The 25830-nt window shown below is 73.1% G+C and carries 23 protein-coding genes; 7 read left to right on the forward strand and 16 right to left on the reverse strand.

What is annotated here, in order from left to right; all coding sequences use genetic code 11:
• Positions 1 to 25 precede the first annotated feature (25 nt).
• From ACLJQE_RS15835 to ACLJQE_RS15855, 5 genes are read right to left on the reverse strand one after another with little or no spacing between them, the layout of a single operon-like run.
• Positions 26 to 1627, reverse strand: a complete 1602-nt coding sequence (locus ACLJQE_RS15835) for an allophanate hydrolase (protein WP_410639973.1) — start codon at positions 1625 to 1627, stop codon at positions 26 to 28.
• Positions 1624 to 5172: an urea carboxylase gene (gene uca, locus ACLJQE_RS15840; protein WP_410639974.1), complete on the reverse strand. Its 3549-nt coding sequence runs from the start codon at positions 5170 to 5172 to the stop codon at positions 1624 to 1626. The genes ACLJQE_RS15835 and uca overlap by 4 nt, the downstream gene beginning before the upstream one ends.
• Entirely contained in the window at positions 5169 to 5804 is a 636-nt protein-coding gene (locus tag ACLJQE_RS15845; protein WP_285989903.1) for an urea amidolyase associated protein UAAP2, read from the reverse strand. Before ACLJQE_RS15845 ends, uca begins: the two co-directional genes overlap by 4 nt.
• Positions 5801 to 6634, reverse strand: a complete 834-nt coding sequence (locus ACLJQE_RS15850) for an urea amidolyase associated protein UAAP1 (RefSeq protein WP_410639975.1) — start codon at positions 6632 to 6634, stop codon at positions 5801 to 5803. The genes ACLJQE_RS15845 and ACLJQE_RS15850 overlap by 4 nt, the downstream gene beginning before the upstream one ends.
• A gap of 12 nt (positions 6635 to 6646) precedes the next feature.
• Complete coding sequence (locus ACLJQE_RS15855; RefSeq protein ID WP_410639976.1) at positions 6647 to 8116, reverse strand: amino acid permease; 1470 nt, start codon at positions 8114 to 8116, stop codon at positions 6647 to 6649.
• Between the two features lie 180 nt (positions 8117 to 8296).
• On the opposite strand from ACLJQE_RS15855, the gene ACLJQE_RS15860 reads away from it, so the two are divergent.
• Entirely contained in the window at positions 8297 to 8962 is a 666-nt protein-coding gene (locus ACLJQE_RS15860) for a TetR/AcrR family transcriptional regulator (protein WP_410639977.1), read from the forward strand.
• Positions 8963 to 9251: 289 nt separating this feature from the next.
• Here ACLJQE_RS15860 and ACLJQE_RS15865 read toward each other — a convergent pair whose 3' ends face one another.
• The 3 genes from ACLJQE_RS15865 to ACLJQE_RS15875 all read right to left on the reverse strand — a co-directional run bounded on the left by ACLJQE_RS15865 (position 9252) and on the right by ACLJQE_RS15875 (position 12597).
• Positions 9252 to 10475 carry an HRDC domain-containing protein gene (locus ACLJQE_RS15865; protein WP_410640309.1) on the reverse strand — a complete coding sequence of 408 codons (1224 nt, stop codon included), beginning with the start codon at positions 10473 to 10475 and terminating at the stop codon, positions 9252 to 9254.
• Positions 10476 to 10573: 98 nt separating this feature from the next.
• Entirely contained in the window at positions 10574 to 11290 is a 717-nt protein-coding gene (locus tag ACLJQE_RS15870) for a response regulator transcription factor (protein ID WP_033291604.1), read from the reverse strand.
• A gap of 743 nt (positions 11291 to 12033) precedes the next feature.
• Complete coding sequence (locus tag ACLJQE_RS15875) at positions 12034 to 12597, reverse strand: DUF3000 domain-containing protein (RefSeq protein WP_410639978.1); 564 nt, start codon at positions 12595 to 12597, stop codon at positions 12034 to 12036.
• A gap of 88 nt (positions 12598 to 12685) precedes the next feature.
• Between ACLJQE_RS15875 and hemE the strand changes: the two genes are divergently transcribed.
• The 4 genes from hemE (at position 12686) to ACLJQE_RS15895 (ending at position 17348) form a co-directional block, all read left to right on the forward strand.
• Entirely contained in the window at positions 12686 to 13774 is a 1089-nt protein-coding gene (gene hemE, locus ACLJQE_RS15880) for a uroporphyrinogen decarboxylase (protein ID WP_410639979.1), read from the forward strand.
• On the forward strand, positions 13771 to 15171 hold the full coding sequence (hemG, locus tag ACLJQE_RS15885; protein ID WP_410639980.1) for a protoporphyrinogen oxidase: 1401 nt from the start codon (positions 13771 to 13773) through the stop codon (positions 15169 to 15171). Before hemE ends, hemG begins: the two co-directional genes overlap by 4 nt.
• A 147-nt stretch (positions 15172 to 15318) precedes the next feature.
• Positions 15319 to 16011 (forward strand): hydrogen peroxide-dependent heme synthase, encoded by a 693-nt coding sequence (hemQ, locus tag ACLJQE_RS15890; protein ID WP_410639981.1) that lies wholly within the window; start codon positions 15319 to 15321, stop codon positions 16009 to 16011.
• The gene (locus ACLJQE_RS15895) at positions 16011 to 17348 is read left to right on the forward strand and encodes a CoA transferase (protein WP_410639982.1); all 1338 of its coding nucleotides are present in this window, start codon (positions 16011 to 16013) and stop codon (positions 17346 to 17348) included. Before hemQ ends, ACLJQE_RS15895 begins: the two co-directional genes overlap by 1 nt.
• 382 nt (positions 17349 to 17730) lie before the next feature.
• Here the strand turns inward: ACLJQE_RS15895 and ACLJQE_RS15900 are convergent, their stop codons facing one another.
• The 8 genes from ACLJQE_RS15900 to ACLJQE_RS15935 all read right to left on the reverse strand — a co-directional run bounded on the left by ACLJQE_RS15900 (position 17731) and on the right by ACLJQE_RS15935 (position 24102).
• Complete coding sequence (locus ACLJQE_RS15900; RefSeq protein ID WP_410639983.1) at positions 17731 to 18069, reverse strand: hypothetical protein; 339 nt, start codon at positions 18067 to 18069, stop codon at positions 17731 to 17733.
• Entirely contained in the window at positions 18066 to 18866 is an 801-nt protein-coding gene (locus ACLJQE_RS15905; RefSeq protein ID WP_410639984.1) for a DUF692 domain-containing protein, read from the reverse strand. Before ACLJQE_RS15905 ends, ACLJQE_RS15900 begins: the two co-directional genes overlap by 4 nt.
• The gene (locus tag ACLJQE_RS15910) at positions 18859 to 19767 is read right to left on the reverse strand and encodes a TIGR04222 domain-containing membrane protein (protein WP_410639985.1); all 909 of its coding nucleotides are present in this window, start codon (positions 19765 to 19767) and stop codon (positions 18859 to 18861) included. Before ACLJQE_RS15910 ends, ACLJQE_RS15905 begins: the two co-directional genes overlap by 8 nt.
• Positions 19768 to 19833: 66 nt before the next feature.
• Entirely contained in the window at positions 19834 to 20760 is a 927-nt protein-coding gene (locus ACLJQE_RS15915) for a TIGR04222 domain-containing membrane protein (protein WP_410639986.1), read from the reverse strand.
• 88 nt (positions 20761 to 20848) lie between these two features.
• The gene (msrB, locus tag ACLJQE_RS15920; protein ID WP_410639987.1) at positions 20849 to 21271 is read right to left on the reverse strand and encodes a peptide-methionine (R)-S-oxide reductase MsrB; all 423 of its coding nucleotides are present in this window, start codon (positions 21269 to 21271) and stop codon (positions 20849 to 20851) included.
• A gap of 19 nt (positions 21272 to 21290) precedes the next feature.
• Complete coding sequence (locus ACLJQE_RS15925) at positions 21291 to 21596, reverse strand: hypothetical protein (protein ID WP_043781162.1); 306 nt, start codon at positions 21594 to 21596, stop codon at positions 21291 to 21293.
• Positions 21597 to 21649: 53 nt separating this feature from the next.
• On the reverse strand, positions 21650 to 23320 hold the full coding sequence (locus tag ACLJQE_RS15930; RefSeq protein WP_410640311.1) for a protein kinase domain-containing protein: 1671 nt from the start codon (positions 23318 to 23320) through the stop codon (positions 21650 to 21652).
• Positions 23321 to 23439: 119 nt separating this feature from the next.
• Positions 23440 to 24102: a TVP38/TMEM64 family protein gene (locus ACLJQE_RS15935; RefSeq protein ID WP_410639988.1), complete on the reverse strand. Its 663-nt coding sequence runs from the start codon at positions 24100 to 24102 to the stop codon at positions 23440 to 23442.
• Between the two features lie 122 nt (positions 24103 to 24224).
• Here ACLJQE_RS15935 and ACLJQE_RS15940 point away from each other — a divergent pair, with 122 nt between their 5' ends.
• Both ACLJQE_RS15940 and ACLJQE_RS15945 read left to right on the forward strand, forming a co-directional pair.
• Positions 24225 to 25250: a DNA polymerase domain-containing protein gene (locus tag ACLJQE_RS15940; protein ID WP_410639989.1), complete on the forward strand. Its 1026-nt coding sequence runs from the start codon at positions 24225 to 24227 to the stop codon at positions 25248 to 25250.
• Between the two features lie 152 nt (positions 25251 to 25402).
• Positions 25403 to 25795, forward strand: a complete 393-nt coding sequence (locus tag ACLJQE_RS15945) for a DUF6221 family protein (RefSeq protein ID WP_410639990.1) — start codon at positions 25403 to 25405, stop codon at positions 25793 to 25795.
• Positions 25796 to 25830: the final 35 nt, after the last annotated feature.

Here is a 25830-nt window from a genome sequence, read left to right on the forward strand (position 1 = left end):
AGTGTCGACCGGCCGCGCAACCCATTTACCGGACGCCGAGGTGTGCCAGCCAGCCACCCTTCGCCGAGATGTCTTCGGCTCCCTCCGTGGCCGCCGGTTCGCAGAGGAAGCCGGACACCGACCTGCCGTCGGCCAGTTCGAGCTTGCCGATGGCCAGGGGGGCCGGGATTCCGGCGACGAACTCGCCGAAGCCCTGCGGCGGCAGCTCCCAGACCTCCGCGGCCACCGGCACCCCGCCGGACGCGACCCGCACCAGACCCGGCTTCGGCGGCACCGTGTCCAGCGCGTACAACCGGTACGACGCCGCGGTCGAAACCTCGGAGACGAACCGGCCGCCGCGGGAGGTCAGTTCGTGGTTCAGCGGCTGGCCGCGCAAGTGCGCGCCGACGACCACGATCGGGACGCGCGCCCGCCGCAGGCCCGCCAGTGCCGCCAGCTTCAGGTCGTCGTGCGGGGCACCGAGGAACATCACGCCGAACGGGCGCCCGGCCACCGAGCCCGCCGGGACGGAGAGGGCCGACAGCCCGAACAGGTTGGTCGAGTTGGTGAACCGGCCCAGGCGGGCGTTGACCGCCACCGGGTCCGCGGCGACTTCGGCGAGCGTCGGGTGCTCGGTCGTCGTCGGGACCAGGAGCGCGTCGACGCCGGCCAGCGCGGCCAGTGCCTCCGCCCGCAGGCCCGCCAGTGCCGCCTGGTCGGCGAACAGCCGGTGGGCCCGGATGTCCCGGGCCGGGCCGATGATCGAGCGCACGACCGGGTCGACGGCGTCGGGGTGGGCGTCGATGAACGCCCCGACCGCGGTGTACCGCTCGGCGACGAACGCGCCGCCGTACAGCAGCTGCGCCGCCTCCAGGAACGCCGAGGTGTCCACAGTGGTCACTTCGGCGCCGGCCGCGGCGTAGTCCGCGACCGCGGCGGCGAACGCCTCCGCCCAGCCGGGAGCCAAGGGACCCAGCTGGTCCGCGGACGGCACGCCGAGCCGGAACCGTCCGGTGTGGACCTGCGCGGGCTCGGCCAGGCAGGTCAGCGCGAACGACGCTTCGTCGACCGTCCGCGCGAACAGCGACACGCAGTCGATGCTCGCGCAGGCGGGCACCACGCCCTCGGTCGGCAGCAGTCCCGGAGTGGGCTTGAGCCCGACGATCCCGTTGAACGCCGCCGGCACCCGCCCCGACCCCGCGGTGTCGGTGCCCAGCGCCAGGTCCACGATCCCCAGCGCGACCGCCACCGCCGAACCCGAGCTGGAACCGCCCGACACATATGCCGGGTCGACCGCGTTGCGGACCGCGCCGTACGGGCTGCGCGTCCCGACCAGCCCGGTGGCGAACTGGTCCAGGTTCGTCGTGCCGAGCACCAGCGCCCCGGCCGCCCGCAGCCGGGCGACAACGGGGGCGTCCGCCTCCGGCTTGTACGCGTAGGCCGGGCAACCTGCCGTCGTGGGCAGCCCCGCGACGTCGATGTTGCCCTTGACCGCGACGAGCTTGCCGTAGAGCGGCAACCCGCGTTCTTCCAACGCGGCCGCCTCGGCCAGGACGTCGGCTTCCGGCCGGAGGTCGATCCAGATCTCCGGCCGGTCCACCTGCTCGATCCGCCGGTAGGCCGCCCGCACTCGTTCCAAGATGCTCATCCGAGCACCACCAACGGCGTGCCGGGAGCCACCTGGTCGCCGGGGGACACGAGCACTTCGACCACCTCACCGCTCGCCGGCGCGGGGATCCGCGCCTCCGTCTTCATCGCTTCCAGCGTCACCAGCGACTGCGCGTTGTCGACGCGCTCGCCCGCGGTGACGTCGACCCGCCACACCGTCGCCGCGAACGGTGCCTCCACGACGTGGCCGCCCGGCGGCGCCTCGACCCGCGCCGGCGGCCGGGTGACCGGCTCCGGCTTCGGGTCGAACTCGCCCGCCGCCGCCCACGCCTGCCGCTCCGCCTCGAACGCCGCCGCCTGCGTCGCCCGGAACCCGGCGATGCTCTCGGCGTTCGCCGCGAGGAACTCCTGGTAATCGGCGAGCGCGAAGGTGCCTTCGGTGGTGTCGAGTTCCAGCTGCCCGGACGCGCTGCGGGCGCGCAGGTCCAGCAGCTCTTCGGCCGACACGGGATACCAGGAGATGCGGTCGAAGAACCGCAGTGCCCACGGCTGTTCCGCGGCGCGCCAGCTGTTCCACACCTGGACGGTCCGCCCGACGAACTGGTAGCCGCCCGGGCCCTCCATGCCGTAGATGCACAGGTAGGCGCCGCCGATGCCGACGGAGTTCTCCGCCGTCCACGTCCGCGCCGGGTTGTACTTCGTCGTCACCAGGCGGTGCCGCGGGTCCAGCGGCGTCGCCACCGGCGCGCCGAGGTAGACGTCGCCGAGGCCGAGCACCAGGTACTCCGCGTCGAACACCGTCCGGTACACGTCGTCCACACTGGACAGCCCGTTGACGCGCCGGATGAACTCGATGTTCCACGGGCACCACGGCGCGTCGTCGCGCACGCCGGTCATGTACCGCTCGATCGCCTCGCGGGTGGCCGGGTCGTCCCACGACAGCGGCAGCCGCACGCTGCGGCTCGGCACCACGAGGTCGTGCGTCGGCGGCAGGTCCCGCTCCAGCTCGCGCACCAGCCCGAGCGCCTTGCCGACCGGCAGCGCGTCCGGGTCGACGTGCACCTGCAGCGACCGGATGCCCGGCGTCAGGTCCACGATCCCCGGCACGCCCTCGGCGGTGAGCCGCTCCGCCAGCGCGTGCACCCGCATCCGCAGGGCGAGGTCGAGCTTCATCTCGCCGTACTCGACGAGCAGGTTGTCGTCGCCGCTGCGGCGGTAGGTGACCGACGGCTCGCCCAAGGATTCCCTACAGTCCGCGGAGGGCAGCCGTGCGAGGACGCCGCCGTCGTCGCGGGCGGCCCGGCTCGGCTCGACCACCGACGCCGGCCGCGCCCGCAGCGCCGCCGCGTGGTCGGTGCCGATCGGCACGAACCGCACGGTGTCGCCCGGCCGCAGCTGCCCGAGCTTCCACCGTTCGCCGGTGGCGACCGTCGCCGGGCAGACGAACCCGCCCAGGCTGGGCCCGTCCGGGCCGAGCAGGATCGGCAGGTCGCCGGTGTAGTCGACGGCCCCGATCGCGTACGGCGTGTCGTGGATGTTCGACGGGTGCAGGCCCGCCTCGCCGCCGTCGGCCCGGGACCATTCGGGTCGCGGCCCGACGAGCCGGACGCCGGTGCGCGCCGAGTTGAAGTGCACCTGCCAGTCCGTGGCGTAGAACGTGTCGACGTCGTCCGGGGTGAAGAACTCCGGGGCCGCGTGCGGTCCTTCGAGCGCGCCGATCGTCCAGTGGTCGGCGATCGCGGGGCGCTCGGCCTCGGCGACCGGGCCGACCGCCGGGTCCGCGGGTGCCGGCCCGGGCCGCAGGACGTCCCCGGCGGCCAGCGCGCGGCCGCCGTGCCCGCCGAACTTGCCCAGCGTGAACGTCGCCGCGCTGCCGAGGAACTCCGGCACGTCGACGCCGCCGCGCACCAGGACGTAGCTGCGCAGCCCGGCCGTGCACGCCCGGACGTCCAGGGTGGCGCCCGCGGGGACTCCGACGGGTGTCCACAGCGGAACCTCGGTGCCGTCGACGAGGACCGTGGTGGGCGCGCCGGTGACGCACACCTCGGTGGCGTGCGAGAACCGCAGGGCGACGCCGTCCACGGTGCACTCCAGGCCGGGTGCGCCTTCCGGGTTGCCGAGCGCGAGGTTGCCCAGCCGCAGCGAACGGTCGTCCATCGGCCCGCTCGGCGGGACCCCGACGGCCCAGAACCCGGTGCGGCCCGGCCAGTCCTGCACGGTCGTCATCGTCCCGCCGCGCAGGACGTCGATCCGCGGCTCCTCGTCCGCGACCTCGTCCAAAGTGGACGTGTCGTGGGCCGCGGCGCCGAAGGCCGCGTCGGCGGCCGCCGCCCGCAGCTGTCCCAGGTTGGTCTGCACGCCGTCGAACCGGGTCGCGGCGAGCGCTTCCCGCAGGTTCGCCAGTGCGTCGGTGCGGTCGGTGCCGGTGCAGATCACCTTGGCCAGCAACGGGTCGTAGTGGGTGGTGACGGTGGTGCCCGGCTCGACCCACGTGTCGACGCGCGAGCCCGCGGGCAGCGTGACCCGCGTGACGAGGCCCGCGCTCGGCCGGTGCCCGGCGCTCGGGTCCTCGGCGTACACGCGCGCTTCGACGGCGTGCCCGCGCGCGACCGGGACCGCGCGGAACATCCCGCGGTCGCCCTGGGCGAGCCGCAGCATCCAGGCGACCAGGTCGACGCCGTAGACCGCCTCGGTGACCGGGTGTTCGACCTGCAGCCGGGTGTTGACCTCGAGGAACGCCGCTTCGCCGCGTTCGGGGTCGTAGACGTATTCGACCGTGCCCGCGGAGCGGTACCGCACCGACGAGCACAGCGCGACGGCGGACTCCACCAGGTGCTTCCGGACCGCGCCGGGCAGGTCCGGTGCCGGGCACTCCTCGACGACCTTCTGGTTGCGCCGCTGCAGCGAGCAGTCGCGCGTGCCCAGGGTCATGACCTCGCCGAAGCCGTCGCCGAACACCTGGACCTCGACGTGGCGCGCGCGGGTCACCAGGCGTTCGAGGAAGACCCCGGCGCTGGTGAAGCTCTTGGCCGCGACGCTGCGCACGGTGTCCCAGGCGGCACGCAGCTCGTCCGGCGACGCGCAGGCGCGCATCCCGATCCCGCCCCCGCCGCCGGTCGCCTTGAGCATCACCGGGTAACCGATTTCCGCCGCATGCGCAAGCGCTTCGTCCACCTCGGACAGCAGGCCGGTGCCGGCCAGCAGCGGCACGCCCGCCGCGATCGCCGCCTCGCGCGCGGTGTGCTTGCTGCCGAACACTTCCAGGTGCTCCGGGGACGGCCCGGCGAAGGCGATCTTGGCGTCTTCGCAGGCCCGCGCGAACGCCGCGTCCTCCGACAGGAAGCCGTAGCCGGGGTGGATCGCGTCGCAGCTGGTGTCGAGCGCGGCCTGGATGAGCGCGCCGGCCCGCAGGTAGCTTTCCGCCGCGGGCGCCGGGCCGAGCCGGACGGCCCGGTCGGCGAGCCGCACGTGCGGGGCGAGGCGGTCGGCGTCGGAGTACACCGCGACGGTCTCGAGACCCAGTTCCTTCGCGCTGCGCAGGATCCGGACCGCGATCTCGCCGCGGTTGGCGACGAGCAGCCTCACGCGCCGACTCCCGGGGAGATGACGACCATCCGCACCGGCGTCGGGTCGAACCCGTTGCAGGGGTTGTTGATCTGCGGGCAGTTCGACACGAGCACCAGCACGTCGGTCTCCGCGCGCAGCCGGACTTCCAGTCCCGGCGCGGAGATGCCGTCGACGATGCCGAGGGTGCCGTCTTCTTCGACCGGCACGTTCATGTACCAGTTGACGTTGCTGACCAGATCGCGCTTCCCCAGGCCCCACTTGGCGCCCTCGATGAGGAAGTTCTCGACGCAGGCGTGCTGGTGGCGGGTGTGCTGGCCGTAGCGGAGGCTGTTGGACTCCTTGCTGCACGCGCCGCCGAGCGTGTCGTGGCGCCCGCAGGTGTCGGCGACGACGGTCAGCAGCGGCGCGCCCTCCTGGGTGCGCAGGACACTGCCGGTGGTGAGGAAGATGTTGCCCTGCGCGGCGATCGTCGCGGCCGCGCTGTAGCGCTTCGACGTGTCGTTGGCGTCGTAGCAGAGGAAGTCGACGGCCTGGTTGCCGCCGAGGTCGATGATCGCCAGCTCCTGGCCCTGCTGCAGCACCGTCGAATACGGCGCCCGCGCGGGAACGTCGACGCTGACTTCCAGCTGGGATTCGTAGGCCGTGCTCATGCGATCCCCCGTGCGGTCAGGTAGTCGGCGGTGTTCTCGAAGGCGCGCTGCGCTTCCGGCGTGTGTGTCCACTCCGGACTGTCCGGGGTGGTCGGCCGGTCGCGCCAGGCGAGGACCTCCAGCTTGGTCACCGTGTAGTCCGGGCGCGGGTCGACCGGGTGCGCGACGTTGGCGAGCAGGACGATCGACGGGATTTCGATCCGCAGGTCGACGTGGGCGCCCGGCCCCGCGGAGCCGGTGAACTCCAGCCCGCCTTCCGGCTGGACCCGCACGCCCTGGAAGAACGACAGGCTCGGCGGCAGGTCGCGCGGTTCCAGGCCGTTCTTGGCCGCGGCCAAGGTGAACAGCGGCAGGCCGGCGGGGGAAGGTCCCTCCGGGGCGCCGTCGCCGTAGCGGGCGGTGTTGCCGTCCACAGTGGACGTCCCGCAGAGGGCGTCGTGCCGCCCGCCCGTGTCCGCGACGATGGTGGCCAGCACCCGCGCCTGGTCCGACAGCAGCGCCACCGATCCGCCGAGGTAGGCGTTCCACTGCACCTTGACCGTGTCGGCGACGTTCAGCCGCTCCCACGGCCCCGCGGCGTTGAACAGCAGCAGGTGCGCGCAGGCGTCGCCCTCGACGTCGGTCAGCCGCAACCGCGTTCCCCGGGCCAGCACCTTGTGCGTGTACCCGCCGCCGGCGACGGTCTCGGCCCAGGTCAGCGCCTGGGGGGCGACGTCGGCCGGCGGGGTGGGCCAGGTGCTCGCCGGGATCGACGGCATCGTGTCGACCACGGTGCCGGCCTGGGCGCGGGCGTGGTCGCGCGCTCCGTAGGTCGTCGCGGTGGTGCTCATGGTCGTCCTCTCTCAGGTCGCGGGTTCGAGGGCGGGAGCGGGGCGCAGCCGCAGCCAGCAGAGCCAGCCGATCACCAGCGCGCCGCCGACGAACTCTATCGGGAACAAGAGCATCCAGGGGGAGCCCGAACCGGCGAGATCGTAGATCTCCGCGCGGGGCCAGCCGATGTTCACGATCATGGCGATGCCGTAGAGCACGGCTGCGCCGTTCAGCGGAACGCCCCAGCGACCGAGGGAGAACCGGCCCGGTTCGGCCGGGAACTCCCCGCGCAGCCGTTTCCCCAGCAGCGGGCCGGTGACCAGCAGGTACGCCAGGTAGACGACCACCACCGACGTCCCGGTGATCGTGCTGAACAGCGTCGGGTTGCCGACGTTGAGCAGCAGCAGCCCGATGGCCAGCGCGCCGGACAGCAGTGCGGGCGCGACCGGCGTCCCGGTGCGCGGGCTGACCCCGGCGAGGCGGGCGGACGCGGGCAGTGCGCCGTCGCGGGCCATCGCGTAGATCAGCCGGACCGTGCCGGTCTGGATGGTCAGGGTGCAGACGACGACGGCGATCGCGACGTCGGCGAGGAAGACCCGGCCGAGGGTGTCGCCGAAGACGGCGGTGATGACGTACGGCAGGCCGTGGCCGGCGAGCTGCCCGTCGGTGAGGCTCGGCGCGGCCATCAGCGCGGTGACGACCACCGCGAGGCCGCCGATCCCGGACACGAGCACGGCGCGCAGCACCGCGCGGGGCGCTGCCTTGCGCGCGTCCTTCGTCTCCTCCGCGACCGACGCGGCGGTGTCGAAGCCGTAGAGGACGTACGCCGCCATGAGCGCCGAAGCGAGCACGCCGCCGATCCCGGCGCCGGTGCCGGGCGCGTCGTGCAGCACGACCTGCGGACCGCGGACGGCGAACAGGGCCAGCCCGGCGATGAGGACGACGACCCCGAGCAGTTCGGCCGCGACGCCGACGTCGTTGATCCGCGCCATCAGCCGGACCCCGGCGGCGTTGACCGCGGTGGTGAAGACCAGCAGCAGGGTGCCGAGCAGCACGGCGTTGGCCGCGCCGGAGGGCGAGGTCACCGACGGATCGCCACCGACGACCTGGAAGCCGTCCCACACCGAGGGCAGCACGACCTGCAGCGCGATCGCGGCCGCGGCGAGGGCGACGACGCAGCCGAGCAGCATCATCCAGCCCGCGAGCCAGCCGAGGAAGCCTCGGGTCAGCTGTTTCGCCCATTGGTACACCGAGCCGGCCAGCGGGTAGCGCGCGGCGAGCTCGGCGAAGACCAGCGCGACGAGCACCTGGCCGCCCAGGACGACCGGCCAGGTCCAGAAGAAGAGCGGGCCGCCGAAGGTGTAGCCGAACCCGAAGAGCTGGAAGACGGTGGTGAGGATGGAGACGAAGGAGAAACCGGCGGCGAAGGCGGAAAACCCGCCCAGCGACCGGCGGAGTTCCTGGCGGTAGCCGAAGGCGGCGAGTTCGTCGGGTGGGGTCATGCGCGCTCCTGGCCTAGTTTCGATCGCTTGACAGAAATTAGGTCGCCGCCGCGACGCGATCATCTCCGCGGGGTTAGGGATCCGTTAACGCCGGGATCGACGCGACGTCAATGACGACATCCGGGCGTAACCGCGCCTCCGTGCGCGTGTCGCGGCCGCGGACCTGGCAAGATCACGCCCGTGGTCAAAGGGGCGGGAGTCGGCAGGCCGAGGGCGAGCGGGGCGGCGGCGAGCCGCCCGGACGCGCGCCAGGCGGTGCTCGACGCGGCGGGGGAGCTGTTCACCGGAGCCGGGTATGCGGCCACGACGACCAGAGCGATCGCCGAACGCGCGGGACTGCGCCAGGCGTCGCTCTACTACCACTTCCCGGCGAAGGAAGACATCCTCGCGGCACTGCTGGCCGAGACGGTCCGCCCGTCACTGGCACTGGCGGCTCGCCTGGTGGCCGGAGCGGCCCCGGCGGCGGTCCGGTTGTGGGCGCTGGCGTACGCGGACATCGGCCTGCTGGGCGGCGCCCGGCACAACCTGGGCGCGTTGTACCTGCTCCCGGAGGTCGGTTCGCCCAACCTGGCCCGGTTCCGCACCGAGCGAGCCGAACTGAAAGCGGCGTACGGACGGCTGGTGGCGGCGGCAGGCGTGGCACCTGCGGCCGTCGGGATCCGGACGGACCTGGTGTTTGGGCTGGTGGAGAGCATCGCCGTGATCCGCCGCGACGACCCGGCGCTGGACGTCGAAGCCCACGTGCGCGAGGGCGCCGACGGCGTGGTCCGGCTGGTGGGCTTGGGTGAGCCGTCGGGTGACCTGCGGGCGGAGGCACACACGCTGCTGGCGGCCCTCGCGGACTAGCGGGAGCCGGGGAGCAGGTCCTGGAGATCTCGAAGGGTCCGGATGCCCAGCTGGATCGACTGAGCCCCGACGCGAAGTGGCTTTCCAGTGGGCGGGTTCTGACCGCTGAATGTTTACCGACAGCGGCTTGATGGTGTCGGCGGCACGGCCCATCGGTCCACGAAGACCTCGATTTTACGTCCGTGCGCAGAGCACCTTCGCCGGAGATCTGGATTCCGGCGAAGGTAGATCGACGAGCGAGCGATCCCCGGTTCCCGCGCGACACTGGCCGGGAACTGTCGTGGATCTGTCAGGAAGCCGTGGTCTGCAAAGCCTTGCTCAGCGCGGCCACCGTCAGCTCGACCTGCCACGGCCGGGCGCCACCCGCGCGCAGGACGTCGGCGACCGTGTCCTCGTCCGTTTCGGCCGGCGGGCGCCAGCACGTGCGGCGGACCAGGTCCGGCAGCAGCAGGTTCTCCACCGGCAGCCGTCGGTCCTCGGCGATCGCCGCCAAGGCCGCGCGGGCCGCCGACAAGCGGGCGGCCGCGTCCGGGTCCTTGTCCGCCCAGCGGTTCACCGGGGGCGGGCCGTCCGTCGGCTGGGCGGGCGAGGGCAGCTCCGAGGCCGGGAGCGCCCGGGCCGCTTGCAGGTGGCGCAGCCAGCTCGCCGTGTACTTGCGCTGGACGCGGCCGCTGAACACCGGCAGCGCCTGCAGTTCCTCGACCGTCTTCGGATCGGCCGTGACGGCGTTGACGATCGCGCTGTCCGGCAGGATGCGGCTCGGGGCCCGGTCGCGCTTGCGGGCCAGCTCGTCGCGCGCCTGCCACAGCTCGCGGACCGCCGCGAGGCCGCGCGGGCTGCGGATCTTGTGCACGCCGGACGTCCGGCGCCACGGCTCGGCCCGCGGGGGCGGCGGCGGGGCCGTCCGCACGAATTCGAACTCCTGCCGCGCCCACTCCAGCTTGCCCTGGGCGCCCAGCTCCGCTTCCAGCTTTTCGCGCAGCTGGACGAGCAGCTCGACGTCGAGGGCGGCGTAGTTCAGCCAGTCGACCGGCAACGGCCGCTTCGACCAGTCGGCCGCGCTGTGGCCCTTTTCGAGGGTGTACCCCAGCAACAGCTCGACGAGCGTGCCCAGCGCGACGCGTTCGTAGCCCGCCAGCCGTCCGGCCAGCTCCGTGTCGAACAGCGCCGCCGGGTGCAGGCCCAGCTCGGCGAGGCAGGGGAGGTCCTGGGAAGCGGCGTGCAGCACCCATTCCAGGTTGTTCAGGACGTCGCGCAGCGGCTGGAGGTCGTCGGCCAGCTCGATCGGATCGATCAGCACCGTGCCGGCACCCTCGCGGCGCAGCTGCACGAGGTAGGCCTTGGGCCAGTACCGGTAGCCGGACGCGCGTTCGGTGTCGACGGCCACCGCGCCGCTGCCCGCGGCGAGCTTCGCGCAGGCCTCGGCCAGCGCGGAAGGTTCGGTGATCACCGGGGGTGTGCCCTCGGCGGGTTCGCGTAGCAGCACAGGGCCGCCCGTGGACTCGATCTCCATCCCGGTGTCCTCGGCCTCAGTGCTTCCCATGGTTGACGACCCTACGGGACGGGCGTACCGCGCCTGGTCCGCCCGCCCCGCAGGGAGGTGTGCTTTCGTCAGCGGATGACGCCGGCTCGCATGGCCAGTGCCACCATCTGCGCCCGGTCGCCCGTGCCGAGCTTGCGCCCGATCCGGGACAGGTGGGACTTGACGGTGAGGGCGGAGAGCGAAAGCTCCTCGCCGATCTCCTTGTTGGACTGTCCGTCGGCGACCAGCTGGAGCACCTCCACCTCACGAGCGGACAGCTCGCGCGGGGTGTTGTCGGTGCCCGCGACGCGGGTTCCGGTGGCCAGCACCGGAGCCACGCTCGGGTCGGCGTAGACGCCGCCCTCGAGCACGCGCCGCACGCCGTCGGTCACCACGACCGGCGACGCGGACTTCAGCAGGTACGCCTGGGCCCCGGCCTGGAAGGCCGAGCGGACCGCGTACGGGTCGTCCGAGGATGCGAGGACCACCACGCGCGGCCAGCCGTGGCTACGGAGTTCCGTAACCAGCTCGATGCCGCTGCCGTCCGGCAGTCCGAGATCGAGGATCGCCAGGTCACATGGCCCAGTGGCCTGTGCTCGCGCCCTCGCCTCGGCCACCGTGGCGGCTTCGTGGACGGTACCCGCACCCATTTGTGCGAGTCTTGCTGCGATTGCCTCCCTCAACAGCGGGTGGTCATCGACCACCAACACGGAAAAAAGCTCTTCCCGCGGGTGCGGAACCATGCTCGCCGGCAATGCACCGGCTGGCGTGGATCGGACGGCCTGAGATAAGCCGACGGTAGCCACGTCACTACCTCCCTGGAGTCGGTCGTGCCCCCCGACCGGCACCGGGACCTTCGGCCGTTCAGCCGCGCCAGCTTTAGACCGAAAGTGGTGTCGTCGAAGGCACTGTAGCCGTCCTGAGGCCGTTGCGGGGGGATCGAATGGGTATCTATCTCAAACGAACAGTCACGCAGTGGGTTCGTAGTAACACGATCGGGCTAGTACACGGCCGGTTGCTAACGGATAGCCCAGTGAACACGATGCAAAGGAGTTACCGGCGTCCAAATGGCCGTGCAGATGAGCCGTGCAGCTGCCGGTGCGCCTAGTAGCGGGGGTCCGGATGGGCTCCCCCAACCCTCGGAAAGTGGCCCCGGCCGGGGCGTGATCAACTCGCCCGCACGGCTTCGCGGGCGCCTGCCGAGGTCGGCGACGGTGACTGTCCGTGTCCGTTGCGGGTAACTACAGGCGCCCGGCCCGGGAATTGATCTTGTTGCGGTGCGTGACCGCGAGGAGTCACGAACGAGGAGACGTGAAACGGCCTCGGAGATCCGGGAGGCGGCGCAGGGTGCCGGATGGTCATCCGGGCCGTTTCCGGCGCCTGGGGGGCTCTCAGGGGTGCACAGGCGAGGTGAACGCTGTTCAGCAGACGTGAATTTTGCTCACATCCGTACAAGGCGCGGTCCCGGTACGGCTCGCGACGACCCGCCGTTGCCGATTCGTTGCCGAAGATCGCCCGGACAGCCGCTCGGGGTTGCGGGCGGGGTGGGTCAGGAGCCCTGGCGCTGCCCGAAGAGGGTCACCCCGACCGGCGGCAGGCCCACGACGCTCGCCATCACCTGGCAGAAGGCCTGCCCGTGGGGCAGCAGCCCGGCGTCCGACGGCGTCCACGACGCCCGCAGTTCCAGGTCGTCGGTGCGGGCGGGCCCGGAGATGTCGCCGAAGCGGGCCGACGACGTCTCGGTCACCGTGCCGCCGAGGGCCGTCCAGCTCGCCCCGGACACCTCCAGGGCGTCGGTCAGCCACGACCAGCCGACCGCCGGCAGGAACGGGTCGGTCGCCAGTTCGCGGTCCAGCTCCGCGCGCACGTACATGACGAGGCGCAGCACGCCGTCCCAGCCGTCCTGGCCGTCCGGGTCGTGCAGCAGGACCAGCCGCCCCGAAGCCAGCACGTCGGCGGGCCCGGACACTTCGCAGCTGACCGCGTACGACCACGGCGCGAGCCGCTGCGGGGGGCGCATCGGCTCCAGCAGCACCTCCGGACGGGGCCGGACGGACTGCAGCGCCGCGACTGCTTCGCGGAAGAGCTCGGGCACTGGCGTCATCGCGGTCACGCACCGACTTTAGGGCGGGCACGCCCTGTTGCGGGGGCAGGCGCGCCGAGAGGACGGCCCGCCCGGGCTCGTGGCACGATTGACGGCGATGTCTCAGACCACGCCCCTGCCGCGCCCGGCCGCTCCGGCCGCCCGCCGCGAGCTGCCCGAAGCCCCGTTCCTGGCTGCCGCGCGCGGCGAACGCCCGGCCCGCACGCCCGTCTGGTTCATGCGCCAGGCCGGCCGCTCGCTGCCCGAGTACCGCGCGCTGCGCGAAGGCGTGCCGATGCTCGACTCCTGTTTCGATCCCGAGATGCTCGCCGAGATCACCCTGCAGCCGGTCCGCCGCCACGGCGTCGACGCGGCCATCCTGTACAGCGACATCGTGGTGCCGCTCAAGGCCGCCGGGGTCGACATCGACATCGTGCCCGGGACCGGCCCGGTGGTCGCGACGCCGGTGCGCGACCTCGCCGCCGTGAAAGCACTGCCGGAGCTCGAGCCCGACCAGGTCTCGAAGGTCGCCGACGGCGTCCGGCTGCTGGTCGAGCGGCTCGGCGAGACGCCGCTGATCGGCTTCGCCGGTGCGCCGTTCACGCTGGCCAGCTACCTCATCGAGGGCGGCCCGAGCCGCAACCACGAGCACACCAAGGCCCTGATGCACACCTCGCCCGAGGTGTGGCACGAGCTGGCCGGGCGGCTCGCCGACATCGCCTTGACGTTCCTGCGCGCGCAGCTCGACGCCGGCGTCGACGCGATCCAGCTGTTCGACTCCTGGGCCGGGGCGCTGTCCGAGCGGGACTACCGCGAGTTCGTCCTGCCGCACTCGGCGAAGCTCCTTGCGGGCGTCGCGGAGTACAGCGTCCCGCGGATCCACTTCGGCGTCGGCACCGGCGAGCTCCTGGTCGCGATGCGCGACGCGGGCGCCGACGTCGTCGGCGTGGACTGGCGGATCCCGCTCGACGAAGCCGTGCGGCGCCTCGGCCTCAACGGGCGCGCGCCGGAAAAAATCGTCGTCCAGGGCAACCTCGACCCGGCGCTGCTGCACGCCTCCTGGCCGGTGCTCGAGGCCGAGGTCCGGCGCATCGCCGAAGAGGGCAAGGCGGCCGACGGCCACGTCTTCAACCTCGGCCACGGCGTGCTGCCCGGGGTCGATCCCGACGTGCTGACCCGCGTGGTCGGGCTGGTGCACGAGCTGTGAAGCGCGTCGCGGTCGTCGGGGGCGGCATTTCCGGGCTGACCGCGGCGTACCGGCTGCGGCGGCTGCTCGGCCCCGAAGCCGAGATCACGGTCTTCGAAAAGACGACGGCGCCGGGCGGGAAGCTGCGCACGGCCGAGCTCGCCGGGGTGCCCTACGACGTGGGCGCCGAGGCCTTCCTCGTCCGCCGTCCCGAAATGCTCGCGCTGGTCCGCGAGCTCGGCCTCGACGTCGTCCACCCGACGAACGCCCGCGCGAAGATCCACGCGGGCGGCGTCGTCACCGGCCTGCCGCCCGGCACGGTCATGGGGGTGCCGGCGTCGGCCGAATCGGTGGCCGGGGTGCTGTCGGACGCGGGGCGGCGGGCCGTCGAGGCCGAGCCGTCGCTGCCCGAGCTGCGGCTGCCCGGCGGGGACGTGCCGCTGGGATCGCTGCTGCGCGACCGCTTCGGCGACGAACTGGTGGACCGGCTGGTCGACCCGCTGCTCGGCGGCGTCTACGCGGGTGGCGCCGACGGCCTCGGCCTGCGCGCGACCATGCCCGGCCTGGCTTCCGCGCTGGCGGCGGGCGCCGGTTCGCTGACCGCGGCGGCCGCCGCCCAGCTGCCGTCGAACCCGTCGACGGCGCCGGTGTTCGGCACCGTCCCGGGCGGCCTCGGCACGGTCATCGACCGGCTCACCGCGGCGGCCGGCGCCGAGCTGCGGACCGGCCTGCCCGTGTGCGAGATCGAGCGGCACGGCGCCGGCTGGCGGCTGCGCATCGGCGCGGCGCCGACCGCGCACGCGCCGGCGGGCAACAACGCCGAAGCCGACGCGGTGGTGCTGGCGGTGCCCGCGCCCTCGGCCCGCCGCCTGCTCGCCGACGTCGTCCCGGCGGCTTCGGCGGCCTTCGGCGAGGTCGAACTGGCGTCGATGGCCGTGGTCGCGCTGGCGCTGCCACCCGGCACCGTGCTGCCCGCGGCGTCGGGGATCCTGATCGGCCAGGGCGAGCAGGACGCTTCGGGCGTGCCGTACGCGTCGAAGGCGTTCACGTTCTCGTCGCGGAAGTGGGCCCACTACGGCACCGGTCCAGTGCTGGTCCGCGGCTCGGTCGGCCGGTTCGGCGAGCCGGGCGCGTTGCGGGCCGACGACATCGAGCTGGTCCGCTTGGTCCGCGACGACCTCGCCCGGCTGACGGGCGTGACGGCGGCACCGGTCGAGACCCTGGTGATGCGCTGGGGCGGCGGGCTGCCGCAGTACGGCACCGGGCACCTCGAACGCGTCGAGCGGATCGAAAAGGCCGTCGCCGAAGTGCCGGGCCTGGCCATCGCCGGGGCGACCCTGCACGGCGTCGGGCTGCCGGCCTGTGTCGCGACGGCGGAGGCGGCCGCCCAGCGGATCGCGGCCCACTTGACGGCGTGAGTGAGGCTTGTTCTGGTTAGCTCGGCGCTACGAATCCGCAGGTTGCCGGAGAACAGCCACCTTGCGCCGGGCGACGGCAGAACAAGCCTCACCGCGCTCACCCGACCCGTGGCGGCGATGCTGCCGCCGCGGTGACAGGATGGACCCATGGCGCGGGTCAACTACAACGAGCTCAACGACACCATCCGCTACACCACCTGGTCGGTCTTCCGGATCGAACCGGGCAGGCTGGGCGAAGACCGCGGGACCGCCGGCCGGGAGACGGCCGAGTACCTCGACGGCCTGGAGGCCAAGGGCGTCACCGTGCGGGGTGTCTACGACCTGGCCGCGCTGCGCGCCGACGCCGACTACATGATCTGGTGGCACGCCGAGGAGATCGAGCAGGTCCAGGCCGCCTACGCCGGGTTCCGCCGGACGCCGCTCGGCCGCGCGTCGACGCCGGTCTGGAGCCAGACCGCGCTGCACCGGCCCGCCGAGTTCAACAAGAGCCACATCCCGGCCTTCCTGGCCGGCGAAGAGGCCCGCAAGTACATCTGCGTGTACCCGTTCGTGCGGTCCTACGAGTGGTACCTGCTGCCGGACGCCGACCGCCGCAAGATGCTCGCCGACCACGGCAAGGAAGCCCGCGACTACCCGGACGTGCGCGCGAACACCGTCGCGTCGTTCGCACTGGGCGACTACGAGTGGATCCTCGCCTTCGAGGCCGACGAGCTGCACCGGATCGTCGACCTCATGCGGCACCTGCGCGGCACCGAGGCGCGGCTGCACGTGCGCGAGGAGATCCCGTTCTACACCGGCACCCGCGTGCCGCCCGCCGAGCTCGTCGCGGCACTTCCGTAGTGCGCGAAATTGTGGAGGGCGTCTGGGACGCCCTCGCGGAATCTCGGCCGGGGCCGTTCGAGCTGACCGGCACCGAAGACGCGCTGCCCGGCCCGTACCGGGTGGCGGCGGCCGCCACGGCTTCGGTGGCCGCGGCGACCCTGGCGGCCGCGGAAATGCTCAAGGTGCGCGACATCGAGCCCGGCGTGGTCACCGCGGACACCCGGCACGCGGCGGCGGCGTTCCGGAGCGAGCAGCTGCTGCAGGTGGAGGGCGTCGCCGCCGAGCCGGTCTGGGCGCCGCTCTCGGGCGACTACCGCACGGCCGACGGCTGGGTGCGCCTGCACGGCAACCACCCGCGGCACGAATCGGCGGTGTGCTGGGGCCTGGGCGTGCCCGGGACCCGGGCCGCGGTCGAGAAGGCGGTTGCCGGGCGGAGCGCGCGGGAGGTCGAGCACGCCGTCGTGTCGGCCGGGGGAGCGGCCGCCGAGCTGCGTTCGCCGTCGGACTGGGCCGCGCACCCCCAGGGGGTGGCGGTGGCTTCGCTGCCGCTGGTGGACCTGGCTCCGCTGGCCCCGGCGCCCAAGCGGACGTTGTTCTACTCGGACCGGCCGCTGGGCGGCATCCGGGTCCTGGAGCTGACGCACGTGCTCGCCGGGCCGGTGGCCGGCCGGGTCCTGGCGGCGCACGGCGCCGACGTCCTGCACGTCGGGGCCGCGCACCTGCCGCGCATCGAGCCATTGGTGCGCGATACGGGCCAGGGCAAGCGCTCGGCGTTCGTCGCACTGGACACCGAGGGCGGCCGCGCTCGGCTGAAGAAGCTGATCAGCCGGGCCGACGTGCTGGTCCAGTCGTTCCGGCCGGGCGCACTGGAGCGCATCGGCTTCGGGCCGTCGGAGCTCGCTTCGCTGCGGCCGGGCCTGGTGATCGCCGACCTGAGCGCGTACGGCTGGGAAGGCCCGTGGGCCCGGCGGCGCGGGTTCGACAGCCTGGTCCAGATGTCGAGCGGCCTGGCTTGGGGTGACCCGCCGTCCCCGCTGCCGGTCCAGGCGCTGGACCACGCAACGGGCTGGCTCACGGCGGCGGCGGTGATGACGGCGCTGGGCAGGCAGGTCGAGGACGGCGGCACCTGGCGGGCCCGGCTGTCCCTGGCGGGAACGGGCCACTGGCTGGATTCGCTGGGGCGCAAGGACCCGGCGGCCGCGGACGTGGACTTCGGCGACCTGCTGGAGGAAGCGGACAGCGGTTATGGCCGGCTGACCCGGGTCCGGATGGCGGGTGGCTTGCCGGGGGCGGAGCCGTACTGGGAGTTCGGGACCCGCGAACCGGGAGTCGACAAACCGACCTGGACCCCCTGAAGCAGATCCCCCGGGGGCCAGGGGCCCGGCGAAGTCCTGGTCCGGCCGTCCCGGCCACGAGTCCGGCCGTCCCGGCCACGAGTCCGGCCGTCCCGGCCACGAGTCCGGCCGTCCCGGCCACGAGTCTGGTCGGTGGGGCGTCGGGGCGGCGGCGAGGGCTCCGACTCCGCCGAACCGCCACCAACGACACTGCAGCGGCCGCCTACCCCACCGGCCCGGCCCGGCCCGGCCCGGCCCGCGACGGACGGCGCGAAACGCAGATGGGCAACTTTGCCGGAACCCCGCCGCCCGCCGGGGGCGCCCCCCGGTTCCAGTCTACCGGCGGCGACCGACGAAAAGCCTGGTCAGAGCCTGGTTGTCCACAGGCAGGCCGAGTTGTGGATCAGCAGCGCCGGAGGCGGTCGACCAGCCTCCGCTTCGGCTTCGGCAGGTGGCCGCCGTCGATCAGCCAGGTCACGAACTCGTCCGCGTACGCCCCCGATCGCTCGGCCGCCTTCTTCGGGCGGCCCGCGTTGAACTCCGCGAACAGCGGCCCGTAGCGCTCACCGAGCGCCTCCACCAGCTCCGGCCGCTGATGAGCCAGCACCCGCCCGTGCTTGCGGCGCAGCAGCCGGGCCTCCACCCGCAGCCGGGCCGGGTCGAAACCCGGCGGTGGCGGGCCGTCGGCCAGCAGGGCGTGCAGCAGCTCGGCCTGGCGCCGGGCCAGTTCGGAGCGGCTCACCCCGTCACCGCCGTGCGCAGGGCCGCCAGTTCCGCCGCCAGCTCGTCGTCGGTCGGGTAGTCGTCGTCGCGTTCCAGCAGCACGCCCGGCGGGTCCGTGCGGCGGCGCAGCTCCGTCAGCAACGCCAGCACCTCCGGCAGCACCGGGTGCGCGTGCGTGTCGTGGTAGACGCCGTCGCGCTCGATGCCGCCCGCCATGTGGACGTACGCCAGGCGCTCCCACGGGATGCCGTCCAGGAACGCGACCGGGTCGGTGCCGATGTTGCGAGCGTTGGCGTACAGGTTCGCCACGTCGATGATCAGCCGGCAGCCGGTGCGGTCGGTCAGCTCGGTGAGGAACTGCTCCTCGGTCAGCTCGGCGCCGGGCCAGTCGAGCACCGCGGCGATGTTCTCCAGCGCCAGCGGCACGTCCACGATGGACTGGGCGAGCCGGACGTTCGCCACCAGCACGTCCAGTGCCTCGCGCGTGCGGGGGAGCGGCATCAGGTGCCCCGAGTCGAGCCCGCCCGCGCGCACGAAGCACACGTGGTCGCTGACCAGCGGCGCGTCCAGGGCCCGCGCGATCTCCGCGAGGTGCTGGACGCGGCCGGTGTCCAGCGGCTCGGCCCCGCCGAGGGACAGCGAGACCGCGTGCGGCAGCACCGGCAGGCCGCGCTCGCGCAACGCCACGAGCGTGTCCGGCAGGTGGTCGGCGTGCAGGTTCTCCGCGACGACCTCGACCCAGTCCACGCCCGGCAGCCGCGCGATGGACAGGTCGAGCTCGTGCCGCCAGCCGATCCCGATGCCCAGCTCACCCACCGCAACCCCCTCCGCCACCGCACGACGAACCACCACCACACGAAGACCCGCTGCTGCCCGGGCTCGAGCACGACGAGCTGCTGCAGGAAGACCCGGACGAGCCGCCGCCGCCGGACGCCGTCGGTGTCAGCGCCGCGCTCAGCTCCTCGTCCGGGTACATCGCCCAGCCGCCCAGCGCGACCGCGGCCGCCGCCCCGCCGAGCAGCACGCCACCGGCGAGCATCCCGGCCGGCACCGGCCCGCTCGCCGCGGCCCGGGCCTGGCCGAGCACGCGGTGCCCCGCGGCGGTCGGCTTGCGGGGGCCCGTCTTCGACCGGCGGACCGCCGCCACGACCACCAGCACCACCGCGACCAGGACCAGGAGCACCAGGATCCCGACCGGGCGGTCGAGGGCGATGCCGTTGGCCAGCCGCACCACGCCGAGCGCCAGCACGGCCAGCTGCAGGAGCAGCCCGAACGTCCGCGCCCGCCGCTTGGCGGCCGCCGACGCCAGCAGGCCACGCCGGTCGAGGTCCGCCTCCAGGGCTCGCATCGCCGCGGAGCCGCGGACGTACGCCCGGATCGTCGCGGTCGTCTTCAGCCGGGCCACGTCGAAGACGGCCCGTTCCAACGGCTCGGCCGGCCGCTTCCCGGCCTGGCTGATCTGCTGGTAGCTGTTGACGCGCAGCTGCCCGCGCTCGACCAGGGCCGCGATCGCCGCGTCGGCGGCCCGGGCGGGGCCACCGGCGAGGAAGGCGAGCTGGTAGACGGTCGGCGGCGGCCCGGGCAGGACGGCGCCCGCCCGCCTCGCCCGGCTGTTCACGATCCCGGACACGACGACCCTGATCAGCAGGACCGCGCCGAGCAATGCGATGTAGAGGACCACGAAATCCGGTCCGGAGATGCCCCACGGGTCGCTCATCGCCCGTCTCCCCTCAGTGTGTCGCGGTCACCGTAGCTGTGAGACGCCTGCGTTCGCGTCGGCGTTTCAACCGCCGCAGCCCCCGCCGCCGCCACCCCCACCGCCGCCACCGCATGAGCTGCCGCCCCCACCACCACACGAGCTGCCGCCCCCGCCGCCGCTGGAAGAGCTGCCGCCGTAGTAGCCGACGAAGCCGCCGCCGGCCGCGGCCGTCGACCGGCCGCGGCGGGAGTGGCCGCGGGTGGCCGGGGCCGCGGTGGAGCGGCTGACGGCCAGCCGGACGTCCTTGTCGGGGTGGCGGCCGAAGCCGCCGGCCGCGACCTCGCCCGCCGGGCCGGCCGCCAGCACACCGGCGCGCTCGGCCGCCTCGGCCGCGGCCCGGCCGGCGGCAGTGGCCTTGACTTCCGGGGTCTTCACGGCGCGGGTCGTCACGAAGACGGCCGCGGCGGTGCCCAGCACCAGCAGGCCCAGCAGGAAGCCGACGGGGTGCCCGGTGGAGCTGCCCTCGATCAACCGGACCACGCCGAGCACGACCAGCGCCCAGTACGCGAAGGCGGTGCCCACCCGGATCGAGCGGACCTTCCGGGCGTCGACGAGCAGGCCTCGCGCGATCAGCCCGTTCTCCACGGCGACCAGCGCGGGGTGGTGCCACACCTCGCGGCGCACCGAGCCGACGGTGGTGCCGGTCTTGCCGATCCGGACGAGCGCGGCGCGGCCCAGGTCGTCCGGCGCGCTCCCGCGGACGCGGTGCACGCGGCCGGTGCCGTCCATCCGGATGATCTGGCGCTCCAGCAGCCGGGCGACGACGAATTCGACGGCCCGCCCGCGGCCGCCGGTGAGCAGCGCGAGTTCTTCGGCCCGCGCGGGCGCGCCACCGCTCCGGCCGCGCCGCAGGGCGCCGAGCCGGAGCGCGCCGACCAGCGCCGGCAGGAGCAGCAACCCCAGGTAGAGCCCCGCGAACACCGGTCCGGGAATGCCCCAGGTGTCGGTCATGAGTCCGCCCTCCCTCGTCCGTGTGCGGTGACCACGTTCGAGGAAGGGCGGCGGGTTGCTCCCTTGAGGAGGATTTAAGCTGGGCGGTTTACGACTCGGGTACCAGCTTCAGCGAGATCGAGTTGATGCAGTAGCGCTGGTCGGTCGGGGTCGGGTAGCCCTCGCCCTCGAAGACGTGCCCGAGGTGGCTGTGGCAGGAGCCGCAGAGCACCTCGATCCGCTTCATGCCCATGGCCCGATCCTCGCGCAGCAGCACCGCGTCGGAATCGGCCGGGTCGTAGAACGACGGCCAGCCGCAGTGGCTCTCGAACTTCGTGTCGCTGCGGAACAGCTCGGCACCGCAGGCGCGGCACGCGTAGACGCCGGTGGTCTTGGTGTCGGTGTACTCACCGGTGAACGGCCGTTCGGTCCCCGCCTGGCGGAGCACGGCGAACTCGTCGGGGCTGAGCTGCTCCCGCCATTCCTGCTCGGACTTCACGACGCGCGGGGTCGCGCCGACAACGGGTTTCATACCTTTCACCCGATCCACGTTACGCCGCGAGCCAGGCGAGGGCGTGCACCACGATGTCCCATGCGGCCACGATCACGCCGAGCACGATGAGGACCACGATCAGCGCGGCCACCCAGTAGCGCAGCCCGCCGAGCCGGTTGCTGGAGTCGGCGAAGTCGGCCACGCCGTCGAGAGCGGCCTCGATGGTGAAGTTGGGGCCGCACCGCTCGATGCGATCGAGGTGCTCGGCGAACGCGCGCGCCTCCGGGTCGTACGGGTCCAGGCCGACCAGGTCCTCGTGGAAGCGAGGATTCTGGCCCGGCAGCGAAGCTCCGTCGTCGGCCATGGCTCCACGGTAGGCCATCGGCGCCGCTGAGCCCACCGGACGCGCGTTACGTCTCAGTTGCTCGAGTTCGAGCCGCCGAGCCTCGTGTCGGCGTCGATCAGGGTCCGGCCTCCGACGTTGACCAGCCGGAACCCGGGCCGAGCACCACCGACGTTGACGTTCATGACGAGCGAGCCGTCGGCCTCGTTGCCACCCGAGTCGGCGCGCGCAACGGTCGGCCCATTGATGTTCTTCTTGTTTTCGGCCCAGTACTCCTGGTATTCGCCCTGGCTGCCGTACACCTGCTGGGCGGCCGGGGTGAGCAGGTCCCAGTGGGCCGCCGGGTCGCTGAAGTAGTTGATGACCAGCTGACCGGCGGTGCTGAAGTTGGTGACCGGTGTTTCGGTCGGCGTCCGGCCGAGGCTCGCGGGCGCGTTCGAGTTGCTCGGGCTGGCGGGCTTGGAGGTGCTCTGGCCCGAGGTGGGCTGCTTGCCCGGCGACTGGGCCGTCTGGTTGCCGCCGGAACCACCGTTGCCCGAGTTCAGCACCAGGAACACGATCACCGCGACCACGACGACCGCCGCGCCGGCGCCGGCGAAGATCGCGTACTTGCGCTTGTTGTCCGGCTTGGTCGTGCCCGACGAGTACTGGGGAGCCCTGGCCGACGGCGTGGCCGCGGGCATCGGTCTGGGCGGCGTGTTCGGCGGGGCGGCCGGGGACCGCATCGGCATGAACGCCGCGGTCGGGCGCGGCGGGTTCGACGGCGCCTTGTTCGTGGCCTTGTTCGCGGGCGCGGGCGTGCCGGCCGGTGGTGACGCCGGCGCCGCGCCGGCGGTGCGCTGCCACGGTGGCCGCTCGCCGTCGTCCGCGGACGCGGGTGCGGCGGGCTTGCGGCCCGCGCCGCCGGAGAGCAGCGGTGGTGACGCCGTCATGCCACCCGGCTCGGTCCGGGCCAGCGCGGCCAGCCGCTCGCGGGCCTCGGCCATGCTCGGCCGCTCGCCCGGCTCGCTGCGCAGCAGGCTCATCAGCAGCGCGGTGGCCCCGCCCGCCTGCACCGGCGGGTTGATCTGGCCGTTCGCCGCCGCGTAGAGCAGCGCGAGCTGGTTGGTCGTGTTGCCGTACGGCGTGGTGCCCTCGATCGCCTGGTAGAGGGTCGCGCCGAGGGCGAAGACGTCGGAGCTGGGCACCGGGTCGGCGCCGCGGGCCAGCTCGGGTGCCAGGTACGCGGGCGTGCCGCCGATCAGGCCGGTCGCCGTCAGCGTCATGTCGCCGGCCGCGCGGGAGATGCCGAAGTCGGTGATCTTCGCGGTGCCGGTCTCGTCGATGAGGATGTTGCCCGGCTTGACGTCACGGTGCACGATCCCGGCGCGGTGGGCGGCCACCAGCGCGGACGCGACCTGCTCGCCGATCCGGGCGACCCGGCCGAGCGGCAGGGTGCCCTCCTCGGCGAGGATCGTGGAGAGGCTGGGCCCGTTCAGGTACTCCATCACCAGGCACGGGTCGCCGTTGTGCTCGGCGATGTCGAACACCACGATGGCGTTCGGGTGCTGGAAGCGGGCCGCGTTCTTCGCCTCGCGCATGGCGCGCTGGCGCATGTTGTCGCGTTCGGTCTCGGAGACACCCGGCTGCGGGAGGATCTGCTTGATCGCGACGGTGCGTTCGAGGCGCACGTCGGTCGCGCGCCACACGACACCCATGGCACCGCTACCAATGTGCTCGACGAGGCGGTAGTGCCCCGCGATCAGCTGACCGGTGTCGATGGCGACTGCTCCTGACGAAATTCCCGGTGGTGGTGGCCCTGCTCAGCGCGTTACCGCTTCGCGCACCCGATCGAGTGTAGCGGTCGGCCGCGCGGGAGTTCGCGTCAGCCAGCCGGTCCGGCGGGCTGCGGTTCGGCCGGTGCCCGCTTCTTGAACACCTTGACCAGGCCGATCGCCCCGGCCAGCGCGAACACGCCGTAACAGGCGAGCAGCGCGGGCGGCGTGTCGCCGGTCAGGGCGTCGCCGAGGACGACCACGGCGACCGTGCCGGGCACGCTCCCGAGCAGCGTACCGGCCAGGTACGGGGCGAGCCGCACCGAGGACACCCCGCAGAGGTAGCTGAACGGCGCGAACGGCACGACCGGGATCAGCCGCAGCGACGTGATGGCGAGGACGCCGCCGCCGGAGAGCCGGTCGTTGACCGTTTTCACGGCCGAGCGGTGCAGGTGCCGGGTGACCAGGTCGCGGCCGAGCAGTCGGGCCAGCCCGAAGGAGAGGCCGGCCGCGATGGTGGTGGCGACCAGGCCGATCGCGATCCCGGCCGCGGTGCCGACGAGCAGGCCGGCGGCGAGGTTGAACACCGTCCGCGGGATGGGCGCCACGGTGAGCAGCGAGTACGCGACGAGCAGCACGAGCGGGGTGGCGGGGCCGGTGGTGCCGGCCCAGGCCCGCAGTTCGGCCGGACCGGGGATCGGCAGCAGCACCGCGGCCGCCGCGAAGGCGGCGAGCACGGCGAACGCGACGATCAGCTTGGTGCGGCCGGACACCCGCTCGAGCCTACAGAGGGCACTTTCACGTGAAAGTGCCCACCGGGGGCCCGAGCTTTCACGTGAAAGCTCGGGGCACGTTCGCGGGGGCCGTGCGGCGCGATCAGCGTTAGTTTGGCTTCATGCCCAAGAACGGTGACCCGGTCGAGTACGAGGTGGGCGGGCGCACGGTCCGCGTCACCAGCCCGGACAAGGTGTACTTCCCCGCGCGCGGCATCACAAAGCGGCAGGTCGTGGAGCACTACATCACGGTCGGCGGGCCGCTGCTGCGCGCGATCGGGGAGCGCCCGACGACCCTGAAGCGCTACGTCGACGGCGTCGAGGGCGACTGGTTCTACGCCAAGCGGTTGCCCAAGGGGGCGCCGCCGTGGGTTTCGACCGCCGAAATCACGTTCCCCTCGGGCCGCAAGGCCGCCGAGGTGTGCCCGACCGAGCCGGCGGTGTTCGCGTGGGCGGCCAACCTGGGCACGTTCGACTTCCACCCGTGGCCGGTCCGCCGCCCGGACGTCGACCACCCGGACGAGCTCCGGATCGACGTCGACCCGCCGGACCGGGCGGGCTTCGCGGACGCGGTCGAAGTGGCCGTGGTGGTCCGCGAGGTCCTGGCCGACGCGGGCCTGACGGGCTGGCCGAAGACCTCCGGCGGCCGCGGCGTGCACGTGCTGGTCCGCATCCGGCCGGAGTGGGACTTCGTCCAGGTCCGGCACGCGGTGATCGCGCTGGGCCGCGAGGTCACCCGCCGGATCCCGGAGAAGGCGACGATCTCCTGGTGGAAGGAGGAGCGCGGCGGCCGCGTGTTCCTGGACTACAACCAGGCGGCCCGCGACCGCACGGTGGCTTCGACCTGGTCGGTCCGCGGCACCCCCCGCGCAACGGTGTCGACGCCGTTGACGTGGGACCTCCTGGGCGAGGTGGACGCGGACGACTTCGACGTGCTGACGATCCCGGCGTTCCTGGAGAAGCACGGCGACCTGCACGAGCCGATGGACGCCTCGCCGTTCGGCCTCGAGACGGCGCTGGAGTGGTACGAGCGGGACGCGCGTGACCACGGTCTCGGTGATCTGCCTTACCCGCCGGATTACCCGAAAATGCCGGGGGAACCGAAGCGGGTCCAGCCGAGCAAAGCACGTCCGGAGAACGGGGAGTGATCACGTAAGCGCCCGCTGTCGCCTTTCGGGTCACAAATGTTGCACGGCCGATCTCGATGTCACGATCTTGGTCTTCGACGGCGTAACGTGCGGTCCCGGATCGACGACTCCCCGGGGCCATCGGGGAGCGGGTTCGAGGAAGGAGGCCGTTCGTGGACGACCTGATCGCTTTCCTCGCGGCGCGGGTGGGCGCGCGGCAGGCGTTGATCATGCAGGCCGTCAACAAGGCGAAGGCCGGCGACGTGATGAACCGCGGCGAGACGAAGGTTGCCGTGGAGCAGAAGATCCGGGGGCTCACCGATCTCGAGCTCGACGTGGTCAACCAGATGATCAACGAGATCGAGGCGACGCGGCGGATCCTGCTCGCCCACCGCACCACGGTGTCGGAGAAGGTGCCCGGCTTTCCGCTCTACGGCAGCGAATACTGGTGTGAGACCTGCCACGTGCCCGCCGACGAGGCCGGTGCCAACTGGTGCCTCACGCTGCGCCTGCTGGCCCTGCCCTACGCCGACCACCCGGAGTACAGCGAGCGCTGGCGGCCCTGACGGGAATCCCGTCGCCCGCCCGGCGTTGCACCGGG

It is taken from the genome of Amycolatopsis sp. lyj-346 (genome assembly GCF_046548975.1).
In the GTDB taxonomy this organism is placed as follows: domain Bacteria; phylum Actinomycetota; class Actinomycetes; order Mycobacteriales; family Pseudonocardiaceae; genus Amycolatopsis.

Bases quoted from the DNA above. Each gene is read 5' to 3' on its own strand.
- ACLJQE_RS15915 (WP_410639986.1), bottom strand. From the start codon at position 20,760: ATGACCGACACCTGGGGCATTCCCGGACCGGTGTTCGCGGGGCTCTAC.
- ACLJQE_RS15845 (WP_285989903.1), bottom strand. From the start codon at position 5,804: ATGAGCACGGCCTACGAATCCCAGCTGGAAGTCAGCGTCGACGTTCCC.
- msrB (WP_410639987.1), bottom strand. From the start codon at position 21,271: ATGAAACCCGTTGTCGGCGCGACCCCGCGCGTCGTGAAGTCCGAGCAG.
- ACLJQE_RS15850 (WP_410639975.1), bottom strand. From the start codon at position 6,634: ATGAGCACCACCGCGACGACCTACGGAGCGCGCGACCACGCCCGCGCC.
- hemQ (WP_410639981.1), top strand. From the start codon at position 15,319: ATGGCGCGGGTCAACTACAACGAGCTCAACGACACCATCCGCTACACC.
- ACLJQE_RS15925 (WP_043781162.1), bottom strand. From the start codon at position 21,596: ATGGCCGACGACGGAGCTTCGCTGCCGGGCCAGAATCCTCGCTTCCAC.
- ACLJQE_RS15865 (WP_410640309.1), bottom strand. From the start codon at position 10,475: ATGGAGATCGAGTCCACGGGCGGCCCTGTGCTGCTACGCGAACCCGCC.
- ACLJQE_RS15855 (WP_410639976.1), bottom strand. From the start codon at position 8,116: ATGACCCCACCCGACGAACTCGCCGCCTTCGGCTACCGCCAGGAACTC.
- ACLJQE_RS15910 (WP_410639985.1), bottom strand. From the start codon at position 19,767: ATGAGCGACCCGTGGGGCATCTCCGGACCGGATTTCGTGGTCCTCTAC.
- ACLJQE_RS15940 (WP_410639989.1), top strand. From the start codon at position 24,225: ATGCCCAAGAACGGTGACCCGGTCGAGTACGAGGTGGGCGGGCGCACG.
- ACLJQE_RS15835 (WP_410639973.1), bottom strand. From the start codon at position 1,627: ATGAGCATCTTGGAACGAGTGCGGGCGGCCTACCGGCGGATCGAGCAG.
- hemE (WP_410639979.1), top strand. From the start codon at position 12,686: ATGTCTCAGACCACGCCCCTGCCGCGCCCGGCCGCTCCGGCCGCCCGC.